Origin of the sequence: Corynebacterium sp. HMSC065H09 (genome assembly GCF_001812845.1) — a bacterium.
Taxonomy (GTDB): domain Bacteria; phylum Actinomycetota; class Actinomycetes; order Mycobacteriales; family Mycobacteriaceae; genus Corynebacterium; species Corynebacterium jeikeium_D.
In genome coordinates, this window is record NZ_KV810585.1 from 43,893 (window position 1) to 69,549 (window position 25,657).

18 protein-coding genes are annotated in these 25,657 nt (G+C 56.2%); 11 read left to right on the top strand and 7 right to left on the bottom strand.

Annotated elements, in window-relative coordinates; genetic code table 11:
- Positions 1–69: 69 nt before the first annotated feature.
- Positions 70–888 (bottom strand): hypothetical protein, encoded by an 819-nt coding sequence (locus HMPREF2878_RS04135; protein ID WP_240593319.1) that lies wholly within the window; start codon positions 886–888, stop codon positions 70–72.
- 177 nt (positions 889–1,065) lie between these two features.
- Between HMPREF2878_RS04135 and HMPREF2878_RS04140 the strand changes: the two genes are divergently transcribed.
- Both HMPREF2878_RS04140 and HMPREF2878_RS04145 read left to right on the top strand, forming a co-directional pair.
- Positions 1,066–1,887 carry a (2Fe-2S)-binding protein gene (locus HMPREF2878_RS04140; RefSeq protein WP_240593320.1) on the top strand — a complete coding sequence of 274 codons (822 nt, stop codon included), beginning with the start codon at positions 1,066–1,068 and terminating at the stop codon, positions 1,885–1,887.
- 198 nt (positions 1,888–2,085) lie between these two features.
- Positions 2,086–2,919 carry a hypothetical protein gene (locus HMPREF2878_RS04145; RefSeq protein WP_070652896.1) on the top strand — a complete coding sequence of 278 codons (834 nt, stop codon included), beginning with the start codon at positions 2,086–2,088 and terminating at the stop codon, positions 2,917–2,919.
- 28 nt (positions 2,920–2,947) lie between these two features.
- On the opposite strand, the gene HMPREF2878_RS04150 is transcribed toward HMPREF2878_RS04145, so the two are convergent.
- Positions 2,948–3,502, bottom strand: coding sequence for a hypothetical protein (locus tag HMPREF2878_RS04150; RefSeq protein WP_049190066.1), 555 nt, complete (start codon positions 3,500–3,502; stop codon positions 2,948–2,950).
- Between the two features lie 297 nt (positions 3,503–3,799).
- On the opposite strand from HMPREF2878_RS04150, the gene HMPREF2878_RS04155 reads away from it, so the two are divergent.
- The 3 genes from HMPREF2878_RS04155 (at position 3,800) to HMPREF2878_RS04165 (ending at position 7,211) form a co-directional block, all read left to right on the top strand.
- Positions 3,800–4,861 carry a chymotrypsin family serine protease gene (locus tag HMPREF2878_RS04155; RefSeq protein WP_070546812.1) on the top strand — a complete coding sequence of 354 codons (1,062 nt, stop codon included), beginning with the start codon at positions 3,800–3,802 and terminating at the stop codon, positions 4,859–4,861.
- A gap of 255 nt (positions 4,862–5,116) precedes the next feature.
- Complete coding sequence (locus tag HMPREF2878_RS04160) at positions 5,117–6,271, top strand: trypsin-like serine protease (RefSeq protein WP_246821912.1); 1,155 nt, start codon at positions 5,117–5,119, stop codon at positions 6,269–6,271.
- 181 nt (positions 6,272–6,452) lie between these two features.
- Positions 6,453–7,211, top strand: coding sequence for an Eco47II family restriction endonuclease (locus HMPREF2878_RS04165; RefSeq protein WP_070652898.1), 759 nt, complete (start codon positions 6,453–6,455; stop codon positions 7,209–7,211).
- Here HMPREF2878_RS04165 and dcm read toward each other — a convergent pair.
- Positions 7,203–8,483: a DNA (cytosine-5-)-methyltransferase gene (dcm, locus tag HMPREF2878_RS04170; RefSeq protein ID WP_083310817.1), complete on the bottom strand. Its 1,281-nt coding sequence runs from the start codon at positions 8,481–8,483 to the stop codon at positions 7,203–7,205. The genes HMPREF2878_RS04165 and dcm overlap by 9 nt on opposite strands.
- 223 nt (positions 8,484–8,706) lie before the next feature.
- Here dcm and HMPREF2878_RS04175 point away from each other — a divergent pair, with 223 nt between their 5' ends.
- The gene (locus HMPREF2878_RS04175; RefSeq protein WP_070652899.1) at positions 8,707–10,089 is read left to right on the top strand and encodes an MFS transporter; all 1,383 of its coding nucleotides are present in this window, start codon (positions 8,707–8,709) and stop codon (positions 10,087–10,089) included.
- Here the strand turns inward: HMPREF2878_RS04175 and HMPREF2878_RS04180 are convergent.
- A complete protein-coding gene (locus HMPREF2878_RS04180; protein ID WP_070652900.1) occupies positions 10,086–11,018 on the bottom strand; it encodes a bile acid:sodium symporter family protein in 933 nt (310 codons plus the stop codon). The genes HMPREF2878_RS04175 and HMPREF2878_RS04180 overlap by 4 nt on opposite strands.
- 712 nt (positions 11,019–11,730) lie before the next feature.
- Here HMPREF2878_RS04180 and HMPREF2878_RS04185 point away from each other — a divergent pair.
- Entirely contained in the window at positions 11,731–13,902 is a 2,172-nt protein-coding gene (locus tag HMPREF2878_RS04185) for a DEAD/DEAH box helicase (RefSeq protein WP_070652901.1), read from the top strand.
- 162 nt (positions 13,903–14,064) lie between these two features.
- Here the strand turns inward: HMPREF2878_RS04185 and HMPREF2878_RS04190 are convergent, their stop codons facing one another.
- The 3 genes from HMPREF2878_RS04190 to putP form a co-directional block, all read right to left on the bottom strand.
- Positions 14,065–14,565 (bottom strand): hypothetical protein, encoded by a 501-nt coding sequence (locus HMPREF2878_RS04190; protein ID WP_048732816.1) that lies wholly within the window; start codon positions 14,563–14,565, stop codon positions 14,065–14,067.
- A gap of 108 nt (positions 14,566–14,673) precedes the next feature.
- The gene (locus tag HMPREF2878_RS04195) at positions 14,674–15,315 is read right to left on the bottom strand and encodes an HNH endonuclease family protein (protein WP_070652902.1); all 642 of its coding nucleotides are present in this window, start codon (positions 15,313–15,315) and stop codon (positions 14,674–14,676) included.
- A 97-nt stretch (positions 15,316–15,412) separates the two neighbouring features.
- Entirely contained in the window at positions 15,413–16,936 is a 1,524-nt protein-coding gene (gene putP, locus HMPREF2878_RS04200; RefSeq protein WP_070546799.1) for a sodium/proline symporter PutP, read from the bottom strand.
- 578 nt (positions 16,937–17,514) lie between these two features.
- Here putP and HMPREF2878_RS04205 point away from each other — a divergent pair.
- The 4 genes from HMPREF2878_RS04205 to HMPREF2878_RS04220 are packed head-to-tail and all read left to right on the top strand — an operon-like array spanning position 17,515 to position 25,651.
- A complete protein-coding gene (locus tag HMPREF2878_RS04205; protein WP_070652903.1) occupies positions 17,515–20,754 on the top strand; it encodes a DEAD/DEAH box helicase in 3,240 nt (1,079 codons plus the stop codon).
- Positions 20,754–21,812: a hypothetical protein gene (locus HMPREF2878_RS04210; protein WP_070429342.1), complete on the top strand. Its 1,059-nt coding sequence runs from the start codon at positions 20,754–20,756 to the stop codon at positions 21,810–21,812. The genes HMPREF2878_RS04205 and HMPREF2878_RS04210 overlap by 1 nt, the downstream gene beginning before the upstream one ends.
- Positions 21,813–21,814: 2 nt before the next feature.
- Positions 21,815–22,990, top strand: coding sequence for a metallophosphoesterase family protein (locus HMPREF2878_RS04215; protein WP_070652904.1), 1,176 nt, complete (start codon positions 21,815–21,817; stop codon positions 22,988–22,990).
- Between the two features lie 3 nt (positions 22,991–22,993).
- Positions 22,994–25,651, top strand: a complete 2,658-nt coding sequence (locus HMPREF2878_RS04220) for an ATP-binding protein (protein WP_070652905.1) — start codon at positions 22,994–22,996, stop codon at positions 25,649–25,651.
- Positions 25,652–25,657: the final 6 nt, after the last annotated feature.

Below are 25,657 nucleotides of genomic sequence, written 5' to 3' on the forward strand. Positions count from 1 at the left end.
GGTACCGCTCTTCCATTGAAAAACGTCGCTGAAGGGTAAGTCGCTGAAGGGTAATCGGGGTAAGAGGAACTACTTATTCTTCTTTTTCTTCGGCCACTTCAGCGCCGAGGGAATAGAGAACCTCGATGACTTTGAGTCCTTCTTCGAGTCCTCAGAGGTGTTGGATTTAGCCGGTAGCTTTCGTTCAAAGCCCGACCAATCCTGGGGAAGCGGGCCCAGAGATGCGCGAGTGGAGCTGATAAGAATGCCACCGAGCTTGCGGTTGGCGGAGGCCCCAACCACGGCGCCAATTCCAAATGGCAAAATCTTACCGATGATGGCCAGGCGAGCGTTCTTCATCAAGCGCTTGCGTGCCTCGCGAATCAGCAGGCGGTTTGCTGCACCCAGCTGCGGAACGCCAAGCCGTGGCAGTAGAGAATTTACGGAAGTTTTGGTCTGCTTCCGCAGCGATTCCTCGCCAAGCAGAGAGGCCATAATAGCTGTCCCCTCAGAACCACTCATGGCCGCAAGAATCAGCGTGCGACGGCGTTGCGGATCGGTGATGTCAATATTGCGCAGGGTTGCTGAGGCCAGTGTGTACCAGGCTGATGCTTCCAGGAACAGCAGCGATTCACCGGTAACCGCAGCCAAGCCCGTAATCATGCCGACGCCGGGAAGAACCGCACTGCCGCCGGCGGCACCACCGGTGCCGGTGACCAGGTTGAGGTAGTGGGAATCAATACGTTCTTGTACCTGCGCCGGAGTTTCATCTTTTTTGCGCTTGTGCAGGGAACTGACGTACCCGGTGATGGCAGACGACTGCCAGCTCATGGTCTTATCCAGGGTTTGGATAAGAAGGGTTCCCAGTTTTCCGGCATCACGTTCGATCGCTTCGGGGGTTGAGTTCACCGCATCAGTTACTGTGCGAGTTGAATCCTTCTTCGTCTTTTGGAACAAAGTAGTAGACCTCCTAAACGGGTCCGTTGAGAGCCATATGCCCATATAAACACTACTGAGCTGTGGGGAAATTCCGTAGTCGGTGGAAAAATAGACAGGTGTACGGCGATTAACACAGTCGATAGAAGGATGAGACTGGTGAACGATGTCACGCGGGGTGCCGCATTGCCTCCCGAGTACTCCCAGCTTTTGGCGGACTTTCCTCGGTTTTCCGCAGATGTCACGCCTCACGACGGCGCTGCGGAGTGGCACCTTTCTACCGAAGCTGTAGCCGCCGGAATTGAGGCTGGGAGAAAGCTGTTTCCCATGCCCGAGGTTGAGGTGGATACCCGTTTCCAGGCCCAGTTGTGGTGGTGGTCCATGTGCGGAGCATTGGTAGGGCCATCGCTGGCATGCGTGTTGGTGTCCGATCGAGTTCCAGTGTGGCAGTGGTCTTCTTGGCTCACATTTCTTCGAGATGACTATTGGGTTGGGTTCCAAGCTCAACAGTTTGAAAGCATCTCCGCTGAGGATGTGGATGAGCTGAAGGATTCCGGCGAAGCACTGGCTCATTTCTTGGAGCCGTTGGCTCAGGTTGTTGGAGAAGTCGGGGAAATCAAGCCTGCCCCTCTTTGGGCCGTGGCTGCCGATGCCGTAGCTAACGCCGCAATATCCGCCGGTAATGAGCTGATGGAGCCCTGGCGTGGAGCGCTTATTGGCAAACATGTCGTTGAGGGAATACAGAGAGTACATCGGGTTCCTCTTCCTCGTTTCATGGATTCCTGCGGAGGCGAGGTGCTCCCCTGGGATGAAGCTGCTGCTGAGGCGGGAGAAGAACCGGACTTCGATGTAGTTACTCACCTGGAGAGAGCTACTTGCTGCATGATTTATCACAGCCCAGATGCCGATCTGTGTGTCTCCTGTCCAAAACGTTCTCGTGAGGAACGCCATCAACTCTGGGCACGCTACTGAGCGCTCTGTTTTCGAGAATCGACAGCTGGCGGCCTGCTCCTCAACCGACCGCGTTGGCGGCTTTGCAGCAGCACGCACGCTGCCGGCGCGATCTTTCGCAGCAATTGCCGGGGGCATGAGCCACCCCATGATTGCGCGTTTGTCGCTACGATTGGCTGCGGGTAGAGGCCAATTATCTTTCAAGGGAGGATTCCACCCATGAGCTTTTTCGAGCAGATTGCTGCGGCACTGGACCGCGAGGGCATTGAAAGCCGTGTCAACGATGACACCCTCTTCGTTCCCATTACCTCTGACCTGGAGGTTCAGTTCGTCACCATTGATGAGGACATCCCGGCTGCCGAAGTTTACGTAGCCGCTGCCGATGTGGATGATGAGGACGATGAGTTCGAAGCTGTTCTGGTCTCCGCTGTATTCTCCGTCGAAGACGCCGTCGCGGCAGTCGCCCACCATGTAGCTACTGACCAGGTTGTTGGCCTGCTGCGCACTCTGCTCGATGGTGATGATGACCGCATTGCTGACCTGGAGTTTGAACAGGACCCCGAAGAGGCAACCTTGGTCACCTCCGAAGTTGGTACCTCCTCGTTGGTCCAGGTTTTGGTAACTGCCCACAACAACGAGCCCAGCGCACACGTCCGCTTCATCTCTCAGGACGCGAACTTGGACGACATTGTCGACCAGGCCATCGCAGAGTTCTGGGACTCGGACACCGAAACGGTTCTCACCGATGATGACCGTCGCAAGATGTTCGCTGACCTCTACTCTGACATCCAGACCTTGCGCAATGAGGTTCTGACGCTGGGCACCTTCAAGGACTTTGACAAGCTGATGGATGTCCTTGCGCTCGTGGTAGACCGCGCAGAGGAATGGGAAGATCAGCTGGCACCCGTCGATGACGGGTACGCGGAGTATATCTACTCTGATCACGTTGCCTCCTTGGACGGGGAAGATGATGACGATGACGACGATGATGACCTCTATGGCGATGGCGACTATGACGACGAGGACGACGAAGAAGGCGACGACAGCGAGTAGCCGTACTGTGGCAGCACTGTGACCAGTGCTAAGCCGCTGATGGGCGAGAAGAAAAGAGCTCGTTAGGACACGGCAGTGGCCGCGCGTCCCTGGTGCCAATCCAGCTATAACGGCGCCCGGGGAGTGCGAGGTCAGTGCCGTTTTCGTGTATCTTGCTGCAGTCCTGCGCACGATGGAGTGCCTCAGCCACAGCCCGAGTACGTCGGCGGTTTTCTTCCCGCGTCCGATTCGAACCGCCAATTCCGCGGAGGACTACCTCCGATGAGGATTCCACCTTGACGGAAACGGAGTACATGAACATGGGCTCATCCTTCAGGATGAAGTATTCCGCGTGCACGTCGGCAAGCTGGGAGACCAGTGCGCGAGGAAGCGCTATCCGTGACGCGCGGACGGTGACCACAGGCCCGTCGGGAAGCGAGAAGGTGTGATCTAGCGCGCCGGGCGAATGCCTACGGCCGATGGTGGGGTGGCAGAGGATTGTGCGGATGAGGTCGAGGTCTTCGAAACATTCTGCACGGTAGGTAGCGGATAGTGGGGGAAGAGCTAGGCGGCGATGAATGGGAAACTCGTCTGCTGTGTTCATGGTTCACAAGTTATCGAACACCCCGGACTCACATTTTCGAACATATAGAACTAATGTTCGAGATATGTTTAGCATCAATGGGTAACCTAAGTGGGGGTAGTCAATTGGCTAGGTGTCTGGTGTTATTGCAGGGACACGTGAGGTTGTGGAAACGATTCGATAACGACTTTTGTAAAAGCCCAAGAGTCTGAGAAAACGCTATTTCTGGGGTGGGGTGGTGGATTAGTGTGAGTGGTGGCCCTAAAGAAAAACTAAACATTTGAAAGATTCGTCTCAATGAAGCACGCAAGAAGTCGAATGGCGGTATCGGCTTTCGCAGCACTTTTGTCCTTAGCAGCCCCGGTCGCGGCACATGCTGTCGTGGTTGGTCCGGGTGACCCGATTCGAACTCCCATGGAGGGAAGCCCGTGGGATGGGCACCGAAATGTCAACTCGCCGATGTGTTCGGCGGGTGTTCCGGGAGCGGTGACGGACCGCAATGGGGAAAAGCATCGGGTCATGTTGACCGCAGGGCACTGTGTGAATGATGCTCCGGATGTGGGTCTGCCAATCGTTACCGGTGAGGTGTATGTGCCAACCACCGAAGGCGATAAGCGCATTGGTACGACAGGTGCTCACCGTTGGGAAGTGCCGCAGGAAGATGCCGGACTGGAGTCGTTGCCGGCGGCCTTTAATGGTGCAGACTATGGAGTAATCAACCTTGATCCAGACGTAGAAACTACCGGCGCAAGTTACTCCATCGATGAAAATGGTCAGAGCTACGGGGAGCCTGTAGCGATGACTGGCATTCAAGACAATGAAGATCTGCCGCGTGGCGAGGTCTCCTTCGATAATTTTGGCAAACCTATCTGTAAGGACGGCATGCGTACCGGACGTGCCTGTGGCTATCAGGTATTCCGGGCTCGAAACGGCATTTGGACGGTTGGTATCGGCGTTGACCACGGTGACTCGGGCGGAAATGCCTACGATCCGACCACAAATGAAGTTATTGGCGTGAATTCGATGACCTTCGGTCCGGTCTCGCGTGTGATGCCCGCGGATATTGCCATCCAGGAGGCCTACGGCATTCCCGACGGTCAAGTAAACGACCACTTCGAGGTATCGGATTCCACGGCTCAGCGCGACTCCACCTATCGCACCCTCAACGAGGATATGGCGGCGGATCAGGAGTACGCCCGGACGCAGAATTCGCAGGGTTCTCAGGAAGGTTCTGTACCGCAGTTAACTGATCTTGTGGACCAGTTGCCGCAGTCGCCGCAACTGCCTGAGCTGCCACAATCGCCCCAATTGCCACAATCGTCACAGCCGTTTGAGCTGCCTCAGTTGGCAGAAATTCAGCTTCCAAGCTTTGAGGGCTAGCACCAGTCTGAGAATCTGACAAAAATCACCCCCGAACCGTTAAGAGAGCCAGAATCATCCAAGGCGGATGGTTCTGGCTCTTGCATTGCTGTTGAACAAACTTTTTGATGCGTAATGCGCGTGCCGTGAAGGCGATTGAACGGTTCCTCGACTGAGAATTTCACCCTAGGTTCCATTTTTGGAGAGCTTTGTAAAGGTGTCCCTAATACACTGAGAGGGACAAGTTTTCTGTACAGAAATGGAGTAGCGCACACTATGGTCAGTTCGAAGAAGGTCGCCACACTTACGGCTGCACTGTCGGTAGCTGCAGGTGGCTTTGTGCCCGGAATCGCGGTAGCTGAGGCTGCACCGGCAAACTCGGATGTTGTCATCGGCCCGGGCTCGCCGTTGCGAATGCCGTTCCCGAGCAGCAAGAACATCGATGGACGTCATGTTCAGTCCCCGATGTGCTCTCTGGGAGTTCCTGGCACCGTTGTGGATCAGAATGGCGTTTCGCATCGTGTCATCATGACTGCCGGCCACTGTGTTGTGGCGAAGGATACTGAAACCGGCGAAGAGGTCACCGGCCAGTTCTTCATCCCAACCAAGGATGGCGACAAGCTGGTCAACAAGGACTACATGGGCACCGATGTCATGCCGGAAGAGGGTGACTTCGACGAAAACACCACTATGCCGGAGTTCTTCAACGACCTCTTCAATAGCGGTGACTACGGCATCATTGAGGTTCAGGACGACATCAAGACCACCTCTATGTCCCACTCTGTTGATGAGTTCGGCAACGTCCACGGCGAGCCGGTTCAGATCGTCGGTATCGAGGACAAGCGCACTCTCGACCCGATGGAGATTTCCGTTGACAACTTCGGTGAGCCCGTGTGCACTGACGGTTCCCGAACGGGCCGCGGTTGCGGCTTCCAGGTCTTCCGTGTCCGTAACGGTGTCTGGGCCATTGCTCCGATTGACCACGGCGATTCGGGCGGAAACGCTTACAACCCGGAGACTCGTGAGGCCATTGGCGTTAACTCCATGGGTATTGGCCCGCTGAGCCGCTTCCAGCCGATTGACGTTGCTCTTGAAGAGCAGTACGACATCCCGGACGGCCAGGTCAACGAGCGCTTCAAGGTAGAGACCTCCACCGAACCGCAGTCTGAGTTCCGCACGATTGACGAGGACGTCCAGTACACCAAGCAGCACGTCCCGCAGGAAGAGCCGGATCTGGGTCCGATTGGCGAGCTGCTCCCAGAGGGCGTCGAGGTCCCACCGGAGATTGCTGACATCATCTCGGAGAGCCCAGCTCTCCCGGAGCTTCCCATTCCGGAGCTGTCGTCCCCGCAGCTGTCGGACTCGACTGCTCAGGCAACACGGGCAGCCAGCAACCTCTCCTCGCAGGCAGGTCTGCCGAGCCTGTTCTAATCAGGTCACCGCAGTCTCGTAGATAGGGCGTTCGCTTTACGACGCTCCGTTTAACCCCCTATTCCGCCATGGTGGCGGGGTAGGGGGGTTATTTATAAAGATAGAACTTTCTTGACTAAGACGTTTAATCGGAAGTCTATAAAACATTGTTCAAAACTATTTAGCGGGCTATGATTCGGATATGTCAAACACTGTGCAACCCCAGGATCTGTCGTGGATTTCATACGACCAGCTACTAACAATTGCCGAGAAGCGATTCAGTAAGTTCATTAAAAATATTTCAGTAAAGAAGAATTCCGTAAATGATCCGACGCTTGTGCTTGCATTAGCCACATTCCTTGATCAAGATATCGATTCTGTTCGGGAAATGCTTGCTATGCAGGGACAGATCAAGACGCTCCAGAATAGTATCGGGCTCTTCCATCAAGATGTATTAGGCTCCGCTACCGGCTGGCGCGGGTTAGGAACAAATGGTGGGGTACTTGACATTGAGTCTGAGGCGCCCGTTGCTTTGGCTGGTGGTCGAAAGGTTATTGCTGAAGTCAAGATGAGGTACAACACAATTAAGGGGAGTGACCAACCAAAAGTATTCAACAAGCTTAAAGATGTAGTTGCCGTTAAGGGGGGATATAGGGAGTATGTGAGTTACCTCGTACAAATTATTCCCGAAAAACCAGTTGCGTACGACAAGCTGTGGAAAGTGACTGGGAATGAGACGCATGAAAGTGTTCGCGTCATCGATGGTCGATCTGCTTATCATCTCGTTACAGGAGATCCGAATGCAATCGATGATTTGTTTAAATTGCTGCCGACGGTATTCGATGAAGTTGCGAAAAAGATTGATCCTGACCGTGCTGGTCTGACTACCGCCTTAACGGAGAGTGTTGTGGAGCAAGCCTTGGCCAAGGCGTTGCCAAAGAAATCCGCGCTTCTAAAATAGAGCCTGTTCTCTGAAGTCGATATTGAGAGACTCAATCCCGAGTGACTCGATATCGACTGGTTCGATGATTTCATACCCTTCTGGTACTTCACCTTCGAGCATTGCTCGGATCCCAGTCCCAACATGATAAGCAAGATTTGTTGGAACTGCGTTTCCGATTTGTTTGTACTGCTGTGACATGCTTCCAGCGAACTCCCAACTATCGGGGAAAGATTGAATGCGTGCGTATTCTCGCACATTGAGGGGGCGTGTCTCGTCCGGATGGCATCGTTCGGTCTGTTTTTGGGCAGGATTGCATGTAAGCGTCAGCGATGGTTCAGACCAGGAGAGTCGGCGCGCCATGCCTGTCTTTCCACCGCCATGAAAGTAGCTAGCTTTCATATAAGCCCGCTGATCCTCATCATTCAGGTCACGCCAATAGCCGCCTTCGGGGACTTTTTCCATAATGGAATATTTCCACTCGTTATAGGTCATGCCTTCAGATTTTGGTCGATCCCCAATGACCTCACGAAGTGAGACGGTGTAGTCTTTCTCGATCGGAAAAAGTATTGGATAGTCCAAATCCTTTCTGACGGCGAGCAAAATTAGGCGCTCACGCTTTTGGGCAACATCATGATACTGAGCTCTCATCAGCTTGTAGCCAACTCGATATCCGATCGAATCGAGAATGGCGATCATCGTCTTGAATGTTTTTCCGCCATCATGAGTTAGCAGGCCGCGCACATTTTCGCCCATTGCAATTTTGGGTCGAACCTCGTTAACAATGCGAGCAAATTCGTGAAAAAGAGTGCCTCGTGTATCGGCGAAACCGAGTTTGTTACCAGCGTAGCTAAAAGCTTGGCACGGAAAACCACCTTCAACCAGGTCGACTTTTTCTTTGAATTCGTTCAAAGAAACTTGGTGAATGTCTTCGTGGACGACATTCCAATTTGGGCGGTTTTTTTTGAGGGTTTGTACAGCCCACTTGTCCTTCTCGTTGACTAGGAGGTGCTGGAAACCAGCATTTTCTAGGCCAAGTGCTGTTCCGCCGCCACCGGCGAAAAGGTCAATCGCAGTGAAGTTTGATGGTTCGGATTTCAGGATCGTGTATTGATGATCGGATTCTCCGCCGTCGATCTTTTTCTTGAGGCGCCTAATCTCAGCTAAATCGAACTCTCGGGCACCGGACTTTGATCTGGTGCCCTTGATAAGTCCTTTCTTTTCCCAGCGTCGAATAGTATCGATAGATACATTTAGTTGGTTAGCTGCCTCAGAGATGATAATTTTTTTCATTATAGTATCCTTTGCCTATGCAGGGGTTACCACACCTTAGCATTGCGTCTTTTATTGCGGCAAATGGTTCATCGTGTCGAGCTTGGATGATTTATCTAGAGTGAGGATATCCGGGGGTGTCATGCACTAACCTTAGAGGGTCGATCAAGTGTTCGATTGATGTGTATTTGCAGCAATTTGCTTCTGAAATATCGCAGCTCGTCAGTTAGAAAGGACCGTTACCTTGTCAGCTTCCCGTTCGCGCGACCTGCTTCGTCGTAAAGCAAAGTGCGAATCTCAGCCAGCTATCGCATCGGAGGTGGGAAGCAAATCACAAGTTCCGGATCCTCAGTCGAGTGAATCAGACCGGACAAAACAGCCGATCCCGCGAGAGATTTGGATTCTGGTCAGCGCCGCGTTCATCATCGCGCTGGGCTTCGGGCTGATTGCTCCGATTCTTCCGCAGTACGCACGCAGCTTCGATGTGGGTGTGTTCGCGGCCAGCTTCGTGGTCAGTTCGTTCTCCATTTTTCGGCTAATCTTCGCGCCGGCATCGGGCTCACTGGTAGAGAAGCTCGGATATCGACGCACGTACCTGACCGGAATCAGTATCGTTGCGTTCTCCACTTTGCTCGTCGGTGTTGCGCAGACATATTGGCAACTGCTGGCGTTTCGTGCACTCGGCGGCATCGGCTCGACGATGTTCACGGTCTCGGCAATGGGGCTGATTGTGCGGATTTCACCGCCGGAGATCCGAGGGAAGAGCTCGGCCGCCTATGGCACAGCCTTCCTACTGGGCAATGTCTTTGGTCCAATCATTGGTGCTGCGATGGGTGCATGGGGCATGCGAGTGCCGTTTTTCATTTATGGTGGAGCGCTGATTGTGGCAACGATTGTGGTCGGTACCTCGCTGAGTGCGGAGCACCTTCGCCACGTAGTGCCCAAGCGCACGACCCCTGTACTGAAGTTCTCCGAGGCAATCCGCGACTCGGCATATCGAAGCGCACTAGTCGGAGCTTTCGCTAACGGCTGGTCGAACTTCGGCGTGCGCGTAGCAATTGTTCCGCTCTTCGCGGCAGCGACGTTTTCCCATCTTGGTAGCCACGAGCCTGGCAGTGATGGGGCAGTAGCAGCTACCGCAACGGCTGGTTTCGCGCTGACGGCCTTCGCGCTCGGCAATGTTACGGCGCTGCAGTTTTCCGGTCGTTTGTCCGACCGCATCGGCCGTCGTCCACTGCTCATCACAGGCCTGTTTATCAATGGCGTATTCACTGGCGCAATCGGATTTAGCAGCGGCGCCATTCCGCTACTGATTCTCTCAGTCCTCGCCGGCTTCGGCGCTGGCATGATCAATCCATCGCAGCAGGCCGTGCTTGCCGACGTCATCGGCGCCAACCGCCAAGGTGGAAAGGTGCTCGCCAATTTCCAAATGGCTCAGGACTTCGGAGCGATCTCCGGCCCGCTGATTGTCGGCGCAATCGTGGATGCCGCAGGATTCAAGGCCGGTTTCTTTGTTTGCGGTGTCATTTCGCTGGTCGCAATGGTGGGCTGGATCTTCGGGCGCGAGACTCTACCAGCCCACTCGTCGAACAGCGGAGAAAAAGAAGCCAAAGCGAAAACAGCTTAAGCAGAAGCGGATTCGCTAGCGTCCTCGCCTTTATCGAGCTTTCGGCAAATAGCCACATAGATAGCGCCAGTGATGTTGTGCACCACCGCGGCCACCGCGCCCGGAAGCGCGGCCTCCGGGGTAAAGAACTTCGCAGCCATACCGGAGGACAGACCCGCGGATTGCGTGCCGACCTCCACGGCCACCGTGCGCTTGCCCGCAGTCGGCATCCCCACCAAGTGGCCTGCAAAGAAGCCGAGCACGTAGCCCAGCACGTTGTGGATAATCACAGCCACAAACACAATGAGGCCAATGTGCGCCAGGCTCTCCGCATTCTTGGCGACGGCACCGAAGACCACGCCGCCGATACCGAGGATGGAAATCCACGGCAGAATCGGGAGGATTTTATTAATAAACGAGTCGGCCACAAAGCGAATGATCAGGCCACCGATCACAGGCAGGAGGACTGTCTGGCAGAGGCTCCATGCCATCCCGAGGCCGTCGACCTCCGTGTGCGCGTCGGCAAGCACGAGCATGAGAAATGGCGTCATGATTGGCGAAACTAGCGTCGACACGCTGGTCATAGCGACAGACAGTGCGACATCGCCGCGCGATAGGTATGCGATGACATTCGACGAAGTGCCGCCTGGGACAGAGCCCAGCATGAGCAGACCGACGGCTAGTGCCGGGTTGAGGCCGAGGACTTTCGCCACGGCAATCGCTAGCAGCGGCATGATGACAAACTGCGCGATAACGCCGAAAAGAATCGCCAACGGGCGCTTAGCGACCTGCTTAAAGTCCGGAATGGTCAGGGTGAGGCCCATCGCGAACATGATGATCATCAGGAAATATGTGATGTAGTCCGTCAGCGGAGTAAACGGGGCGGGGAAGAAGAATGCCAGCGCCGAACCCGCCAAAATAAAGCCCGGAAATCCGAGAACCTCAATCATCGCCGAGAGCTTCGACGGTGCCCTATTTTCCTGCTCGCCATTCCCAGAAATCTCCTCGGGAGAATGTGGTTTTAGCGGGGACTGCCGGGGCGAAGACGGCTGCGTTTCTGGTGCGTTGTTATAGCTGGACATTCTCTAGCGACCTTGGGCTTATGCGTTGCGAAATTGCAAAAATCCGCCGAACGGTGGGTGTTCCACGGCGGAAAATAGCTGATATGTGTACAAACTTGTAGGGAAAATGTTAGCCAGCTCACCCTAGGAAATTACAAAGTAGGCACCCCGAAGTGGGTGCAATGCGCTCGCTTGACGACGGCCCCAGCGCCGGGCCTCGTCCAAGAAATCGTCCGTCTAGTGTCGTGACCTTGCGGACAGGAAATGGTTTTTTGACCGACGGTGGCGTAGTCTGGGCAATCGGTGTGAAATCCTGACGACAATGTCGCAGAGAATCTGGCAGCGGTATAAATTCGCTGGTGAAACGCTTGAAAGTGCATAGTGCATGATGGGCGCCCCTCCTCGGAAGTAAAAGCTGAATTGGGTTTGGGCGCAATTTTTCGAAGTATGTGCAAGAGAAGCGATGTCATCGCAATTCCGACGTGAGAGCACTGAAAAACAAGAACGTAAATTGGGCGGGTCATGTATGTGCGACCCAACTGTGAGTAATCAACTGTTGAATATTGAGTGTGCGGGCGAAAAGGCCCAGGAAGAGCCCCAAATGGCTAATAATGAAATGAATGGCAGCGTCGAGGAAAACCGCGAGGATCAGCGCGAAAACCGCGAGGACGCAATTGTGAAGGCCGAGGATGTAGTGGCCGAGGAAGCACCGGTGGTCGAAGAGAAGGCCGCTGAGGAAAAGACCGAAAAGGCTGAGGTCAAGGAAAAGGCCGAGAAGAAGGCCGAAAAGAACAAAGACGACAACGGCGACGACACCGTCGGCTTCGATGAGCTTGAGCTGCCGGATGACATTGTCAATGCAGTTCGCAAGGTTGGGTTTGAGACTCCGTCCCCAATTCAGGCTGCAACTATCCCGACTCTGATGAGCGGCCGCGACGTCGTCGGCCTGGCTCAGACTGGTACCGGTAAGACCGCGGCGTTTGCGCTGCCGATTCTGGCTCGCATTGATCGCTCCGTCCGTGCACCACAGGCTCTGGTGCTTGCTCCGACCCGTGAGCTGGCGCTGCAGGTTGCGGACTCCTTCCAGTCGTTTGCTGATCACCTGGGCAAGATTCAGGTCCTGCCAATCTACGGTGGTCAGTCCTATGGAGTGCAGCTGTCGGGTCTGCGCCGAGGTGCGCAGATTATCGTCGGCACGCCTGGTCGTGTCATCGACCACCTGGAGAAGGGCTCGCTGGACATTTCCGACCTGCGTTTCCTGGTGCTGGACGAGGCCGATGAGATGCTGCAGATGGGCTTCCAGGAGGATGTCGAGCGCATTCTTGCCGACACCCCGGATGACAAGCAGGTCGCGCTGTTCTCGGCTACCATGCCGGCTGCGATTCGTCGCCTGTCCAAGCAGTACCTGACGGAGCCGGAAGAGATTACCGTCAAGTCCCAGACTCGCACTGCGGACAACATTCGCCAGCGCTTCCTGATGGTCAGCCACCGCAACAAGCTGGACGCGCTGACCCGCATCCTCGAGGTCGAGGAATTTGAAGCGATGATCATGTTCGTGCGCACCAAGCACGAGACCGAGGAGCTCGCCGAGAAGCTGCGTGCCCGCGGATTCTCCGCTGCCGCCATCAACGGCGATATCCCACAGACTCTGCGTGAGCGCACGATTGATCAGCTCAAGGACGGTCGCCTGGACATCCTGGTGGCAACCGATGTGGCTGCTCGTGGCCTGGACGTTGACCGCATTTCCCACGTGGTCAACTACGACATTCCGCACGACACTGAGTCCTACGTCCACCGCATTGGTCGTACCGGTCGCGCTGGCCGCTCCGGTGAGGCGCTGCTCTTTGTCACCCCGCGTGAGGGGCGCCTGCTGCGCTCGATTGAGCGTGCAACCAAGTCGCAGCTGCACGAGATGAAGCTGCCGACCGTCGATGAGGTCAACGACTCTCGCAAGCAGAAGTTCGCTGATGATTTGACTGAGGCGCTTGCTGATTCGCAGGTTCCGGTCTTCCGCGAGCTCATCGAGGAGTACGCAGAAGAGCACGACACCCCGCTGGTTGATATCGCCGCTGCTATCGCTGCACAGGCACAGTCGGGCGACTTCCTGATGAAGGAGCCACCGCGTGGCCGTCGTCATGATCGTGACCGTGATCGTTTCGACCGCGACCGCAACCGTGGCCGCGATGGTCGCTCCCGTGGTGAGCGCGGTCAGGGCAAGCGCGCCGACCTGGTCGAATTCGAACGCGAGGGCACCGCAACCTACCGCATCAGCGTCGGTCGTCGCCAGCACGTCCGCCCGGGTGCCATTGTGGGCGCCATCGCCAACGAGGGCGGCCTGTCCTCAAAGGACTTCGGACACATCGACATCCGTGGCGACCACACCCTGGTCGAACTGCCGGCCAACCTGCCGCAAGAAGTCATCAACAACCTCTCCGATACCCGCATTTCCGGCCAGCTCATTGGGCTGAAGCTTGACGACGGCACCTCTGTCGACGACAGCGATGACTACCGTGGTGGCCGTGGTGGCTACCGTGGCGATCGTCGTGATGGCGGCCGCGGTCGCGGAGGATACCGTGGTGGTCGTGGCCGCGATGACCGTCGTGGTGGCGGACGCAGCCGGGGTAGCTACCGTGGAAACTTCGATGACGGTGACGGTTTCGGCGGTCGTGGTCGCGGTCGCGATGACCGTCGTGGTGGCGGACGCGGTCGCGGTGGCTACCGTGGTGACCGGGATGACCGCCGTGGTGGTTACCACCGAGGCGGACGCCGCTAAACCTACTAGGCAGCTGTGCAGGGTGGTTGTCGTCAGGCGACCAACGTCCGTGGCGCTGACCTAGAAAATAAAAACTGCCGGTGCGCATGTACTTCCCAGCCCTAAAAGTCGGGCCGAGACGTACAGGCGCACCGGCAGTTTTATTGTGTCTGAGCGTGTGCTCTAGATGAAGAACATCAGGATGCCGGCGACAACCCACAGCAGGGAGAAGATGCCGGAGAACATGGCCAGCTGGCCCTTCTGCTTGTCCCAGTCGAGCTCGTCAGCCTTCTTACGACGTTCGATGAACTCCGGATCGTCAACATCCTCGTCTTCGTCAGCGATGCCGAGGCCGGCCATCATCAGACGCTGACGCGGAATGACCAGGAAGAACAGCAGTGCCCAGGCGATGATCGCCAGCAGGATTGCGGCGTGCATTGCCCCGGACTTCATGTAGGTCGACACATCGGTGAACATGACACCGAAGCCGAGCAGCGGCACGAGCAGCGACCACATGCCGTAGGTGCGCGAAATGGCGTGCATGGTGCGCGCGGCGCCGACCGTTCCTGCCTCTCCGCCGCGGGCTGCAAGCGCGAGCTTCGGGAACATCGAAATTGCGACAGTCACCGGTCCAAGCAGCAGAATTGCCGCTAGGACGTGAACCATAAGAACTACGTTTTGCACGTATTACCTTTCCACGACTGAATGTAGGCCTCGCGTTCAAGCGAGGAGTGGCCTGGATATTTCCTTATTAAGACCAGTCCTTAACTTAACGTGCTCGCACTATTTTCTCTATTTCGTGCCTTTCCCAGCGCGGATCCCACACGCAGCTGCCAGCGCCGTCCAGTCTGCCGAAGATACGGGCAGGTCCCATTTAATGGCCACCGCTAAGTAACGATGCGAGTAGTCACACGCCTTCGCATCCTCGGGAAGCCATTCCGCCGGGCTGGCATCTCCTTTATCCCGGTTGACCGCGCTTCGCGTGGGCACGAGGTTGGTCTCGATATCGTTGGCAAATTGCCGACGCCTCTCGGGATCCCAGGCGTAGGCTCCGAAATCCCACGCCGCTGCCAACGGATAAATGTGGTCGATATCGACCTCATGCGCACCAACCGGGTCACCCGTGTAAGGGTCAGGGATTTCGCGCGGGGAGCCGTCGTCAAGCGAACACGCAGAGCCCCCGAACCACGCCGCCAACACTTTATGGCGTGTATTGCAATCGGCAGAACCTGCCCAGACGTCGAAGCGCTCGCGCTTGTATCCGGTGACGGTGGGGCGGTCGGCGACGACGCGTACGGTGCGCAGTTGCTTGACGACGGCTTCCGTCTCCGAGCCCGCGGGGGAGGAGGTGACGAGAACTCGCGTAAGCGCAAAGGATGAGACAAAGGCGGCAGTCAGGGAGGCGGCCAGGATGGCAAATAAAAAAGGGCGCATACCTAGTTGGGCGCGAAAAATACTTTTTCGGTTCCCTTGTAGGTATGCGCCGGGGCTAGCCTGCGGGGCTAGCGGAGGCCAAGCCTAGATCAAAGCGTTAGACCAGAGCCTGCTTTGCTGCGTGGTCGAACTCTTCCTTGATTTTCTCGTTCGGCTCCTTGGTAAGCAGCGTGACAATGATCATCACGACAGTTGCAGCGGCGAAGCCCGGGACGATCTCGTAGAGAGTGTCGCTGAGCGAGCTCATGCCCCATGCGAAGGAGACAACCGCACCGGTGATCATGCCGGCAGCAGCACCTGGCGTGTTCAGGCGCGACCAGTAGAGGGCGGCCAGCAGCACCGGGCCGAATGCCGAGCCGAAGCCAGCCCACGCGAAGCCAACCAGATCCAGAATGGAGCTGTTCGGGTTAGCAGCGATGATTGCGGCGATGATGGCGATCAGCGCGACGGCGACGCGGGAGAGAGCCATGTAGGTCTTCGGACGCAGGGACTTGTTGACCGTTGCCTTGAACAGGTCCTCGATTAGCGCGGAGGAAGACACCAGCAGCTGCGAGGAAATGGTGGACATGATTGCTGCCAGTACTGCAGTCAGAATCAGGCCTGCAATCAGCGGGTGGAACAGGATGCGGGTCATGTCCAGGAAGATGGTCTCGTAGGAAGACGCATCAGTGACCGAAGCATCTGGGTTCGTAGCGAAGAAAACAGTTGCGGTCAGCGCCACGAGGACGGAGCCGAGCATGCACAGTGCCTGCCAGCCAACGCCCCAGCGGCGGCCCTCGGTTGCGTCCTTTGCACTACGCAGAGCCATGAAGCGAACGATAATGTGCGGCTGGCCGAAGTAGCCCAGACCCCAGCCGAGCAGACCGATAATCGTGATTAGCGGAATGCCAGCGAACGGATCGAAGAAGGCCTCAACCGGCTGTCCCTCGCTGCCCGGGTAGGGGTTGTTAGCAGCAAAGCTGAAGATGTCCGAGGCGGAGTTGCCATTGTTGATTAGGTAGATGATGCCGACAGTCGGAACCGCCAGCAGTGCGATGAACATAATGATGCCCTGCACCGTGTCTGTGTAAGACACCGCCAGGAAGCCACCGAACAGGGTGTACGCGACAGTGATAGCCGCTACCAACAGCATGCCGACGAGGTAGTTGCCACCGAACGTCGACTCCCAGTAACGGCCACCTGCCACCATGCCCGAGGAGACGTAGAAGGTGAAGAACAGCAAAATAATCAGGCCTGCGGCAACGCGCAGCACCTTCGACGTATCGTGCAGACGATTCTCCAGGAACGACGGCACGGTAATCGAGTTACGAGCAATCTTGGTGTAACTACGCAGGCGTGGTGCGGTGAACTTCCAGTTCAGCCATGCGCCTGCGACCAGGCCGATTGCAATCCAGGTCTGGTTCAGACCCGAAAGGTAAATCGCGCCGGGCAGACCCATCAGCAGCCAGCCGGACATGTCCGATGCACCCGCTGACAGTGCCGCGACGAACGGATGTAGGCCGCGGCCGCCAATCATGTATTCGTCATACTCTGCAGTCTTTTTCCATCCGGTCCAACCGATGTAGACCATCAACAGCAGATAAATGACTAGTGCGATGATGAACCATGTGTGTTGGTCCACAGGGCAACTCCTCATTATTTATTAGTCGTACAGTCGGACTCGCGCACTACCTAGCGCACCAAAAAGCATTTTCGGCGCACAACTCAGTTTCGCTTAATCAAGTCTGCTTGACGACGTTCACAGCGCCGCGGCAGCATCGAGCCAAAAAGTGGCCGACGTCCACGGTGGAACCTGCGGTTCGCGATTCAGCACAGCTTCAGCTTCCGGACTATCTTCGACAGTCAGCGGAGCCTACTGGCACATGCGAACCATGGCAGAACTATTGCACGAGTCACACATTTTTAATTCTTGTGGCCTATACGACGTTTTCATGTGATGCGCTGCATTGCAAGATAAGAAGCGTTGAAAAAGCTTTTAAAAATCGGTTAAGTGCGACAAATTACCTGGGAAAAGGGGTATTTGGGTAGAGGAGGAGTAATTTTTGCAAGATACATAATTCGAACATGCGTGCTAATGTTGTGGTGTGGTGGAAAAGCTGATCCGGGGTGCGTGGCAGAATCTTCATTGAACAAATATCTGGTGGCGAAGTCGCCGGGTGATTAGACGGTGATGACTGAGCAAGCAGTGGGGAGGAAGTAATGGACCAAGTTGCTAAGTCAGCGGTGCCGTTGCTGCTGCACGCGGTCTGGAAAGATGATTCGGGTCTTCACCTATGGGTGGAGCGGCCAGAGGGGCACCGGATTATTGCGGACGTGGATTTGCTGGAAGTCCCGGCGCATCAGCGTCGGCTTTTTGCAGTGCTGGACCAGGGGAGTCGAGCGCAACTGACGCTAAAACTGCGCACACCGAAGGGGCGGGCAGTAGAGAAAGCGGTACCCACATGGGTGTTCCCGCCATGGGCTGCGGTGACGGCACTGGTGCAATTGCAGGAGGAAGTTTCCTCGGCGGCGATGGCACCGGATCTTCGGTTCTTTGTGGATGTTGTACAGGGATTGGATGCTTTCGCACGCTCTGGGCGGGCATTGGTGGCGCTGACGTGGGAAGACAATGAGTGGTGGCCGACGTGGCGGATGTCGGAGGGGCTGAGTGAGATTGCTTGGCAGAGTCAGGTCATTTCTCGTACACCACCGGTATTGATTGATAACGGAGGCGCCACGGTGGCTGAGGATTTCATCAATCGGATGTTTCATTGGGTCACCAACGCGCTTCTGGCCGATCTGGATGAACCGGCAGAACAGCGGCAGAGTTTCGTGCGGTCGTTGTTGCAGTCTCAGTCCCTGGGGCGTGCGACGCCGGGGGTGGCGCAGTCACTGGCAAAGTGGAGGCTGTCGGCCGATGGTGAGGATGTTCGTCTGCAGCTAATGGTGCAGGAACCTGTTGGTTTTGAAGGCCAGCTGGAAGACTTGCCGGATGTGGATCTTCCGCAGCTGTTGGAGTTGCGGAATCGAGCGGATGAAGAAGGCGGCTCAGTAACTCGCTTCAATCCTCGTTCAGCTGCGGTGGAACATGAGACTCTATGGCCATTGCGGATGTACTACCGCATCGGCGTCGCAGCTCCGGAGCGCCTGAATCCAGAAATGTGTCGCCGGTCCGTGCTGTCGCTGCTTCGCCCGCAGCTATTGGCGGCACAGGAGGCATTCCCAACGCTCAAATATGCGAAAGCAGCGGGACACCCGGGCTTGGATCTGCTGCTGACCTCAGAGCAGCTGATAGAGCTTATGACTGATGGCATCTCGCAGCTGGCAAAGGTTGATATCGATGTGATGCTGCCGCCGAACTGGAAGTCAGTGGAGACCACCCTGCAGTTGCACACTGAAGTCGTCCAGTTAGATCCGACGGGGCCTGCTGGGCGCCGTTCGGAACCGAAACTCGGATTTGACCAACTGGTTGATTACGAGTGGAAGCTGGCCGTGGGGGATGCCGTACTGACGGAAGCGGAAATGCGTGAGCTCGCTGCATCGAGTACGGGGCTAGTGCATCTGCGAGACCATTGGGTGCACGCGAACCCAGAGGTAGCTAGGGAAGCCCTGCAGTTTTTGGTGGAGCAGACCAAGGCCGGGGAGGAAACCGGTAAGGGGCAAGCCACCCTGAAAGAGCTGGTCTTCGACGGTGGCTTAGAGTCGCAAGCTCCAGCAGCAGTGCCAGTCGCCCCCAGGGACCCCTCTTGGCTCAAGGCGTTGGTGTCGAAGTACTCAGACGGTTCCACGGCCCTCGCAGAGTCGGTCGAGGTGCCACCGAGTTTTGTCGGTGAGCTGCGGGAGTATCAACAGCGCGGTGTGGAGTGGCTGGCGGATATGTCCAACCGCGGCTTTGGTGTCATTCTCGCGGATGACATGGGGCTCGGTAAGACTGTGCAAATTCTGGCGCTGTTGGAGTATGAGCGCTGCCGTCGGAAAGCAGATGCTACGGCTCAAGGGCACAAGACTTCGCTGCTGGTGGTTCCGACAGGTGTGTTGCGCAACTGGGCAGCAGAAGCGGCAAAGTTCACTCCAGAGCTTAAGGTTGGGCTGCTGCATGGTTCAAACCGCCCTCATGGAGGGGAACTACAAGAATTTATCGGAAAACACGATGTTGTTGTGACGACCTATGGTGTTGCTACCCGCGATGTGAACGAACTCGCCCAAGTGCAGTGGGATCATGTGATTGCTGACGAAGCACAGGCAATTAAGAACCCCAACGCCCAGGTATCCAGAGCGCTGCGGAGCCTGGGCTCGCGGCACAACATCGCCATGACTGGTACTCCGGTGGAAAACGACTTGGGCGAGCTGCGCACCATCATGGATTTCTGTAATCCAGGCATGCTGGGGTCGGCGAATGCATTTCGCAACAAGTTTGCGATTCCCATCGAGCGTGATGGGAATGCGGAAATGCTACTGCAATTGCAGTCGATTACAGCACCTTTTATTCTGCGCCGACTCAAGTCGGATCCAGCTATTGCGCCGGACCTGCCCAAGAAGAATGAGCAGGTGGAGATGGTTCCTCTCACGACGGAGCAGGCTTTCTTGTATCAGGAAGCTGTGAAGGACATCGAGGACAAGCTCAAGCGCTCGAAGCGGAATCGCTCTGGCAACTTCGGGCGAAAGAGCATCATCCTCGGCGGCATCATGAAGTTGAAGCAGATTTGCAACCACCCAGCGCACTACCAGCACGACGGCTCAGGGCTGCTTAATCATGGGCAGCATCGCTCGGGCAAGGTTGCACGGCTGGAAGAGCTCGTCGATGAGATTGTCCAAAACGGTGAACGCGCGCTTGTGTTCACGCAGTTCGTGGAGTTCGGCAAGATGCTCGCCCCTCATTTCAGCAAGCGCCTGGGCGTGGACATTCCGTTTATCCAAGGGGCAATGACTCCGGCACAGCGCGAGAAAGTAGTGGCAGAGTTTAATGCCCCGGACGGCCCACCAATCATTTTGCTGTCTACTCTCGCGGCAGGTGTTGGCATCAACCTGGTTGCCGCCAACCACGTCATTCACATTGACAGGTGGTGGAATCCAGCAGTTGAAAACCAGGCCACGGACCGCTCTTACCGCATCGGTCAGCGTAAAGACGTACACGTGCACAAGCTGGTCAGTGTGGGAACGCTTGAAGAGCGTATCGACGAGCTGATTTTCGAGAAGGCAGAATTGGCGGATGCGGTTGTGCGCGCTGGTGAAACCAAGCTGACGGAGATGGACTTTCACCGTTTGCGGTCTCTGTGGCAATTGGACAAGGACAAGATTCAGTCACTGCGTGAATCGATGGACGCAGCGGAGTCAAAGTCCGGTGGGACGGTGACCGATGGGGTGAACCCGGAGGGCACGGCATCGGACTCCACAATCTCGGATGACGATTCGATTCCCAACAATGTGACCCCGTTTAGGGTCCAGAAGAGGTGGTACTGATGGCCGGTGACGGAGACGTGACATGGGGCGACAATGTCATCTTTGCCGAGTTTGGCAAGGGGCCCTCTGGAAAGCGTGGTCGTAAAAGGACTACGGCGCGAAGCGCGCCAGCAACCAGCTCGACGATTGAAAAGCTCCTGGCCACCCAGGACTGGGCTGGTGCATTTACCGGACAGCAGCGACGTGGAACCGCAGCGCGCGTGGCGGTCGAGCCACGTACTACTTTTGCCCGGTGGGTGTGGGAGTTCATCATCCGTGGCGCTGATTCGGGTCGTGTTCACAGAGGTGAGAAGTACAGGTTCGACGGCAATGTGCTGGGGCTTCGAATCGCGGATGGCTACATCATCGGTGAAGTGCAGGGCAGCCAGCCGGAACCATTTTCAGTCTTTATTCGGTTCCCACGGCGGGAGCAGAAACAAACTGACGACGTACTGCGGTGGTTGGTGAACAATCCGTCGGCCTTCACAGAGTTTGAGCACGGCGAGTTGCCGTATGAGCAGATGGAAATGCTGTTGTGCGATGGCGAAGAGCACATTTACAGCGAATGCACCTGCCCGGACCCGGCACCTGTGTGTAAGCACACCGTTGCAGTTGCCGCTCAACTTGTCGCTGATATCGACCGCGATCCGCTGTCGCTACTACAGCTGCGCGATTATCCGCAGCGCGAATTGCAACGCCGGCTTCAGGAACTAACACAGCTGCGAAACCGGACTGCGCCGAAGCGCCTCGGGCTTGGTGGCGCGGTTCGGGAGAATCCCAATAAAACCGCCCAGAAGTCGAATGACGCTGGTGGAAAAGATAGCGGTGACAACGAGCAGAAGAAGGTTGCCGAACTTTTCGCTGTCGAAGCCGACTACTGGGGCAATGATTTGGAACGAGTCAGTGTTCCTTCGCTCGAGGTTATTGACCCACTAACAGTTACCGACCGCAGTTTGCTGCATGAAGCATTGCAGCCAACCTGCGTAATTTCGAGAGAGACCATTCGTGCAGTCGCTGATTTGGAAGATTGTTGGCAACATCTGCAGGAATCGCTGAGCCTGGGACAAAAGGAGCGCTAGTCATGAAATTCATTCACACCTCAGATTGGCAACTGGGAATGACTCGGTGGTTCCTAGAGCTCGACGGCGGTGAAGCCCAAGCTAGGTTCCACGAAAGTCGACTCAACGCCATCGATCGCATCGGCGAGTTGGCGATTAGCGAAGGCGCTGAGTTCATTGTCGTCGCTGGAGACGTGTTCGATTCCAACACATTGCCGGACAAGGTGTTTTTGCGGGCTCTTGAGCGAATCGCCAAGCTACCCGTGCCGGTGTATTTCCTACCCGGCAACCATGATGCGCTTGATGCTTCTTCCATTTATCGACGTAGTGCTTTCGAATCTTTGGAAGACCGAGGAGTTTACGTAATTCGCGACAGCGCGCCCATTGCAATCCGTGACGGGGTGGAACTCATCGGTGTGCCAGTGCGCGGCAAGTATTCGGCAGACGACATCGTGGCGGAAATAGCCACGGAGCTTGAGCCCGCCGATGGAATCCGAGTGATGGTCGCACACGGCCAAGTAGAAGGCTTTGGTGCTGATGCAGGAGCCACCATTGATCTGACCAGCTTGGAACAAGCTATTGACCGCGGGGCGTTGCACTATGTTGCGCTGGGGGATTCCCACTCCACGAGCCAACTCGATCATGCTGGCAGAGTTTATTTCTCCGGCGCACACGAAACCACAGCGTACGACGACAAAGAACGGGATTCCGGCAATGCACTCGTCGTCGACATTGTAGAGAGCGGCCCCGAAAAGGACTCAGTTACCGTGGCCTCCCACCGAGTGGGGCAGTGGGCTTTTCATGCCATCGACATGGATATCACTGGTGCGGAAGACCTCGATGAGTTCTTTGCTGAACTGGACGGTATCGAGGCGAAGACAGACACAGCGGTGAAGTATTCATTGCGAGGAACCGTGACACTGTCGGAGTCGACTACCTTTGAAAATCGACTTGAGCAGTATCAACAGCTTTTCGCTGCACTTTATCGCCGGGAAAGTGGCTCCGATTTGACGGTGGTTCCGTCCGAGGGGGATATCTCTAATCTCAATCTCACCGGTTATCCGCTCATAGCTGCAGAAAAACTAACGGTCTTGAGCAAAGGGCGAACCGAGAGCGGCAGCCCCCTATCAGAATCTGAAACCACCGCAGCAGCCGATGCGCTTCGCTTGCTGGCGCGCCTGGCCGGAGAGAAGGAATAAATCATGCGTTTTCACGACATCGAATTACACAATGTACGTGCGATTGATTCACTCTCAATCACAGGGCTCGCCGAGCGTGGCGTGGTAGTGATTTCCGGTGAAAACGAGTCAGGTAAGACGACAATTGCCAAAGCTATTCACGTTGCGCTGACGACAAAATGGAAGTCCAGGTCAAGCGAAGCGCTTAGTCTGAACAGTCACTCCAGCCAGGAAAAGCCGCAGGTTAAGCTCCGGCTGGAGCTTGACGGCTACGAATTTACGCTGGACAAGGTCTTTGGTAGCACCAAGGACACCGGCACAATCGTCACCGTCCACTCTCCGACAGCCGAGGTTCTTAAAGATGACCAGGCGGAAGAGTGGCTGGCCGCCCGAATGCACAATGCGGACACCAAGAACCTGTGGCAGGTTTTCGTTGCTGAACAGGGACAAGCGCAAAAGACACTCTCCTTGGGCGGGTATGCGCAGGTCACAAGCGCACTGCAGTCGGCATCGGGGCAGCGCGCGGAAACCGCAGAAGAGGTAGGTCTGTTTGAAGCCGTTGAAGCTGAATACGGCAACTATTTCCAAAAAAATGGCAAAGAGCGCAAGCAGCTTACCGACGTAGACAAGGAGCTGGCGGAAGCCCAGCGGGTGCGCGACGAAGCGGCGAAAAAGGTCCGGGAATTCGAAGCGCTCAATGAGGAAGCTGCTCGTAATGAAGAAAGCCAACACACGCAGCGGGCATCGTTGCCAGAAGCCAAAAACGAAGTCGAGCATTGGGCGCAGGCGCTCGAAGAACTCGAAAAGTTCAGGGTTGCCGTGTCCCAGGCACAGGAGGTCTCTGCAGCGGCGAAGCAGCAGCTCGACTTAGCTAAACAGGCTCAGCAAGAGCGCGAAACCTTCATTCAGCAGGCACAAGATGCCAGGGATCAGCATTCCGCCACAGAGAAGAAAGTTGCTGAACTTAAGGAAGCGTTCGATAAGGAGGTCGCAGCTTTAAAGAAGGCACAGGAAGATCGCGATGCGGTTGTGACCGCGTACCGCGAAGTTCGAAAAGCAGAAGAGCTGGCTGCAGCTGAAGTCGCATTGGGGGAGAAGCGCGGCTTGGTTGAAGCCTTGTCGAATCGAGTGGAGAAGCTCGATGCGCTCCGCGCGCAATTGGCAGAGCAAAAGGAGGTAATTGCTCGGAATTCCGTTACCGAGGAGGTAATGGAAAAACTGTTGACCTGCGAACGCGAAGTTGCAACAGCCACCGCTGTGCTGGAGGCGTCGAGCCCGAGTGTGCAGCTCTCGGCTAGTAGTGCGCAGGAGGTCACAGTCGACGGCGAGAAAGTGGGGCTAGCTCCGGAGGCTGAGACAGTTCAACGTGCGGTTACTAAGCCGTTGGCCATCGAAGTTGGCGACGTCACGGTTGCTATCCAGCCCGGAGACGGCTCAGATTCGCAGCAGCGCAAGCTAGAAAAAGCAGAGATATCGCTCAAGGAACAGCTTGAGGCGGCAGGCGCTGATTCTGTCGCGGAAGCACAAAAGGCATACGCACGACGTCGTGAAGCGGAAAAAGCAAAATTCCAGGTGGAGACATCCATAACTGCGGTGTCCGACGGTGTGGAGTATCACCAGCTCAACGCAGAGCTGGACGATGCGAAGGAAGAAGCACGAGTACAGGGCGAGCGGTATCGGGTACTTGCGGGCGAGGATGCGCCGACGGAGATTGACTTGGTAGCGGCGAAGGCGCGGTTGGAAGAAGCTGCAGCGGGGCGTAGGGATGCCGAGTCGAAGCGTGACAATGCCGATATGCGCTTGTCGAAGCTGGAAAAGCGTCCTGCACACGCCAACTATACGAAGGCCAGCAGCGAGCTTGAAGGGGCTCGGTCCGTCCTGAAGGTCCGCGAAGATTCGCTCACGACGGCGCGAGAAAAAGCCTCGGATGCCGAGATCTTTGCTGCGGTGGAAAACCGAGGCAAGGACTATGAGGCGGCAGAAGAGCAGCTGGCTACGGCTCTGAAAGAGCTGGCGCAGCGGGATGCCGACGACGTGGAAGCATCGCTCGCGGGCGCTAAGCAGCGACGGGATGCAGTTGAGAATCGCCTGGCTGAGCTGGAAAAGCGCCGGCAAGAGATTCGGGTGCACTTGGACTATTTCGACAGCGCGAATGAGAAGCTGGCAGCTGCTGAGGGGGTAGTGGAGCGAACACAGCGAGATCGGGACTCGATGCGTCGCCGTGCAGCCGCCGCCAAGACTCTTATGGAGGTAATGACACAGGCACGCGCGGCATCGCGGAATGCGCTGGCTGACCCCTTGCTCCGCAAGCTCGAAGAGTACGGCGGCGGTGTGTTCGGTGCGGGAACCCAGTTCACGATGAATGAGGACTTGCAGATTGAGTCACGGTCCAATGCCGATGGCAAGTTCGATGTCGATGAGCTATCTGGTGGAGCGCAGGAGCAGCTGGACATTCTGCTGCGCTTGGCCGTTGCCGGTGTCATGGAGGGCGGGCAAGGCGCTCCGGTGATTATTGATGATGCATTAGGTTATTCAGACGAACACCGTTTGCGGCGGATGAATAATGCTCTTGCCAAAGCGGGGCGCGATATGCAGGTATTAGTCCTGACGTGCGATGAAGCCCGGTTTGATCGTGTGACGGGAGCGGAGTTTATGAAAATTCAGGATTTGGTTTCAAGATAGTAGGCT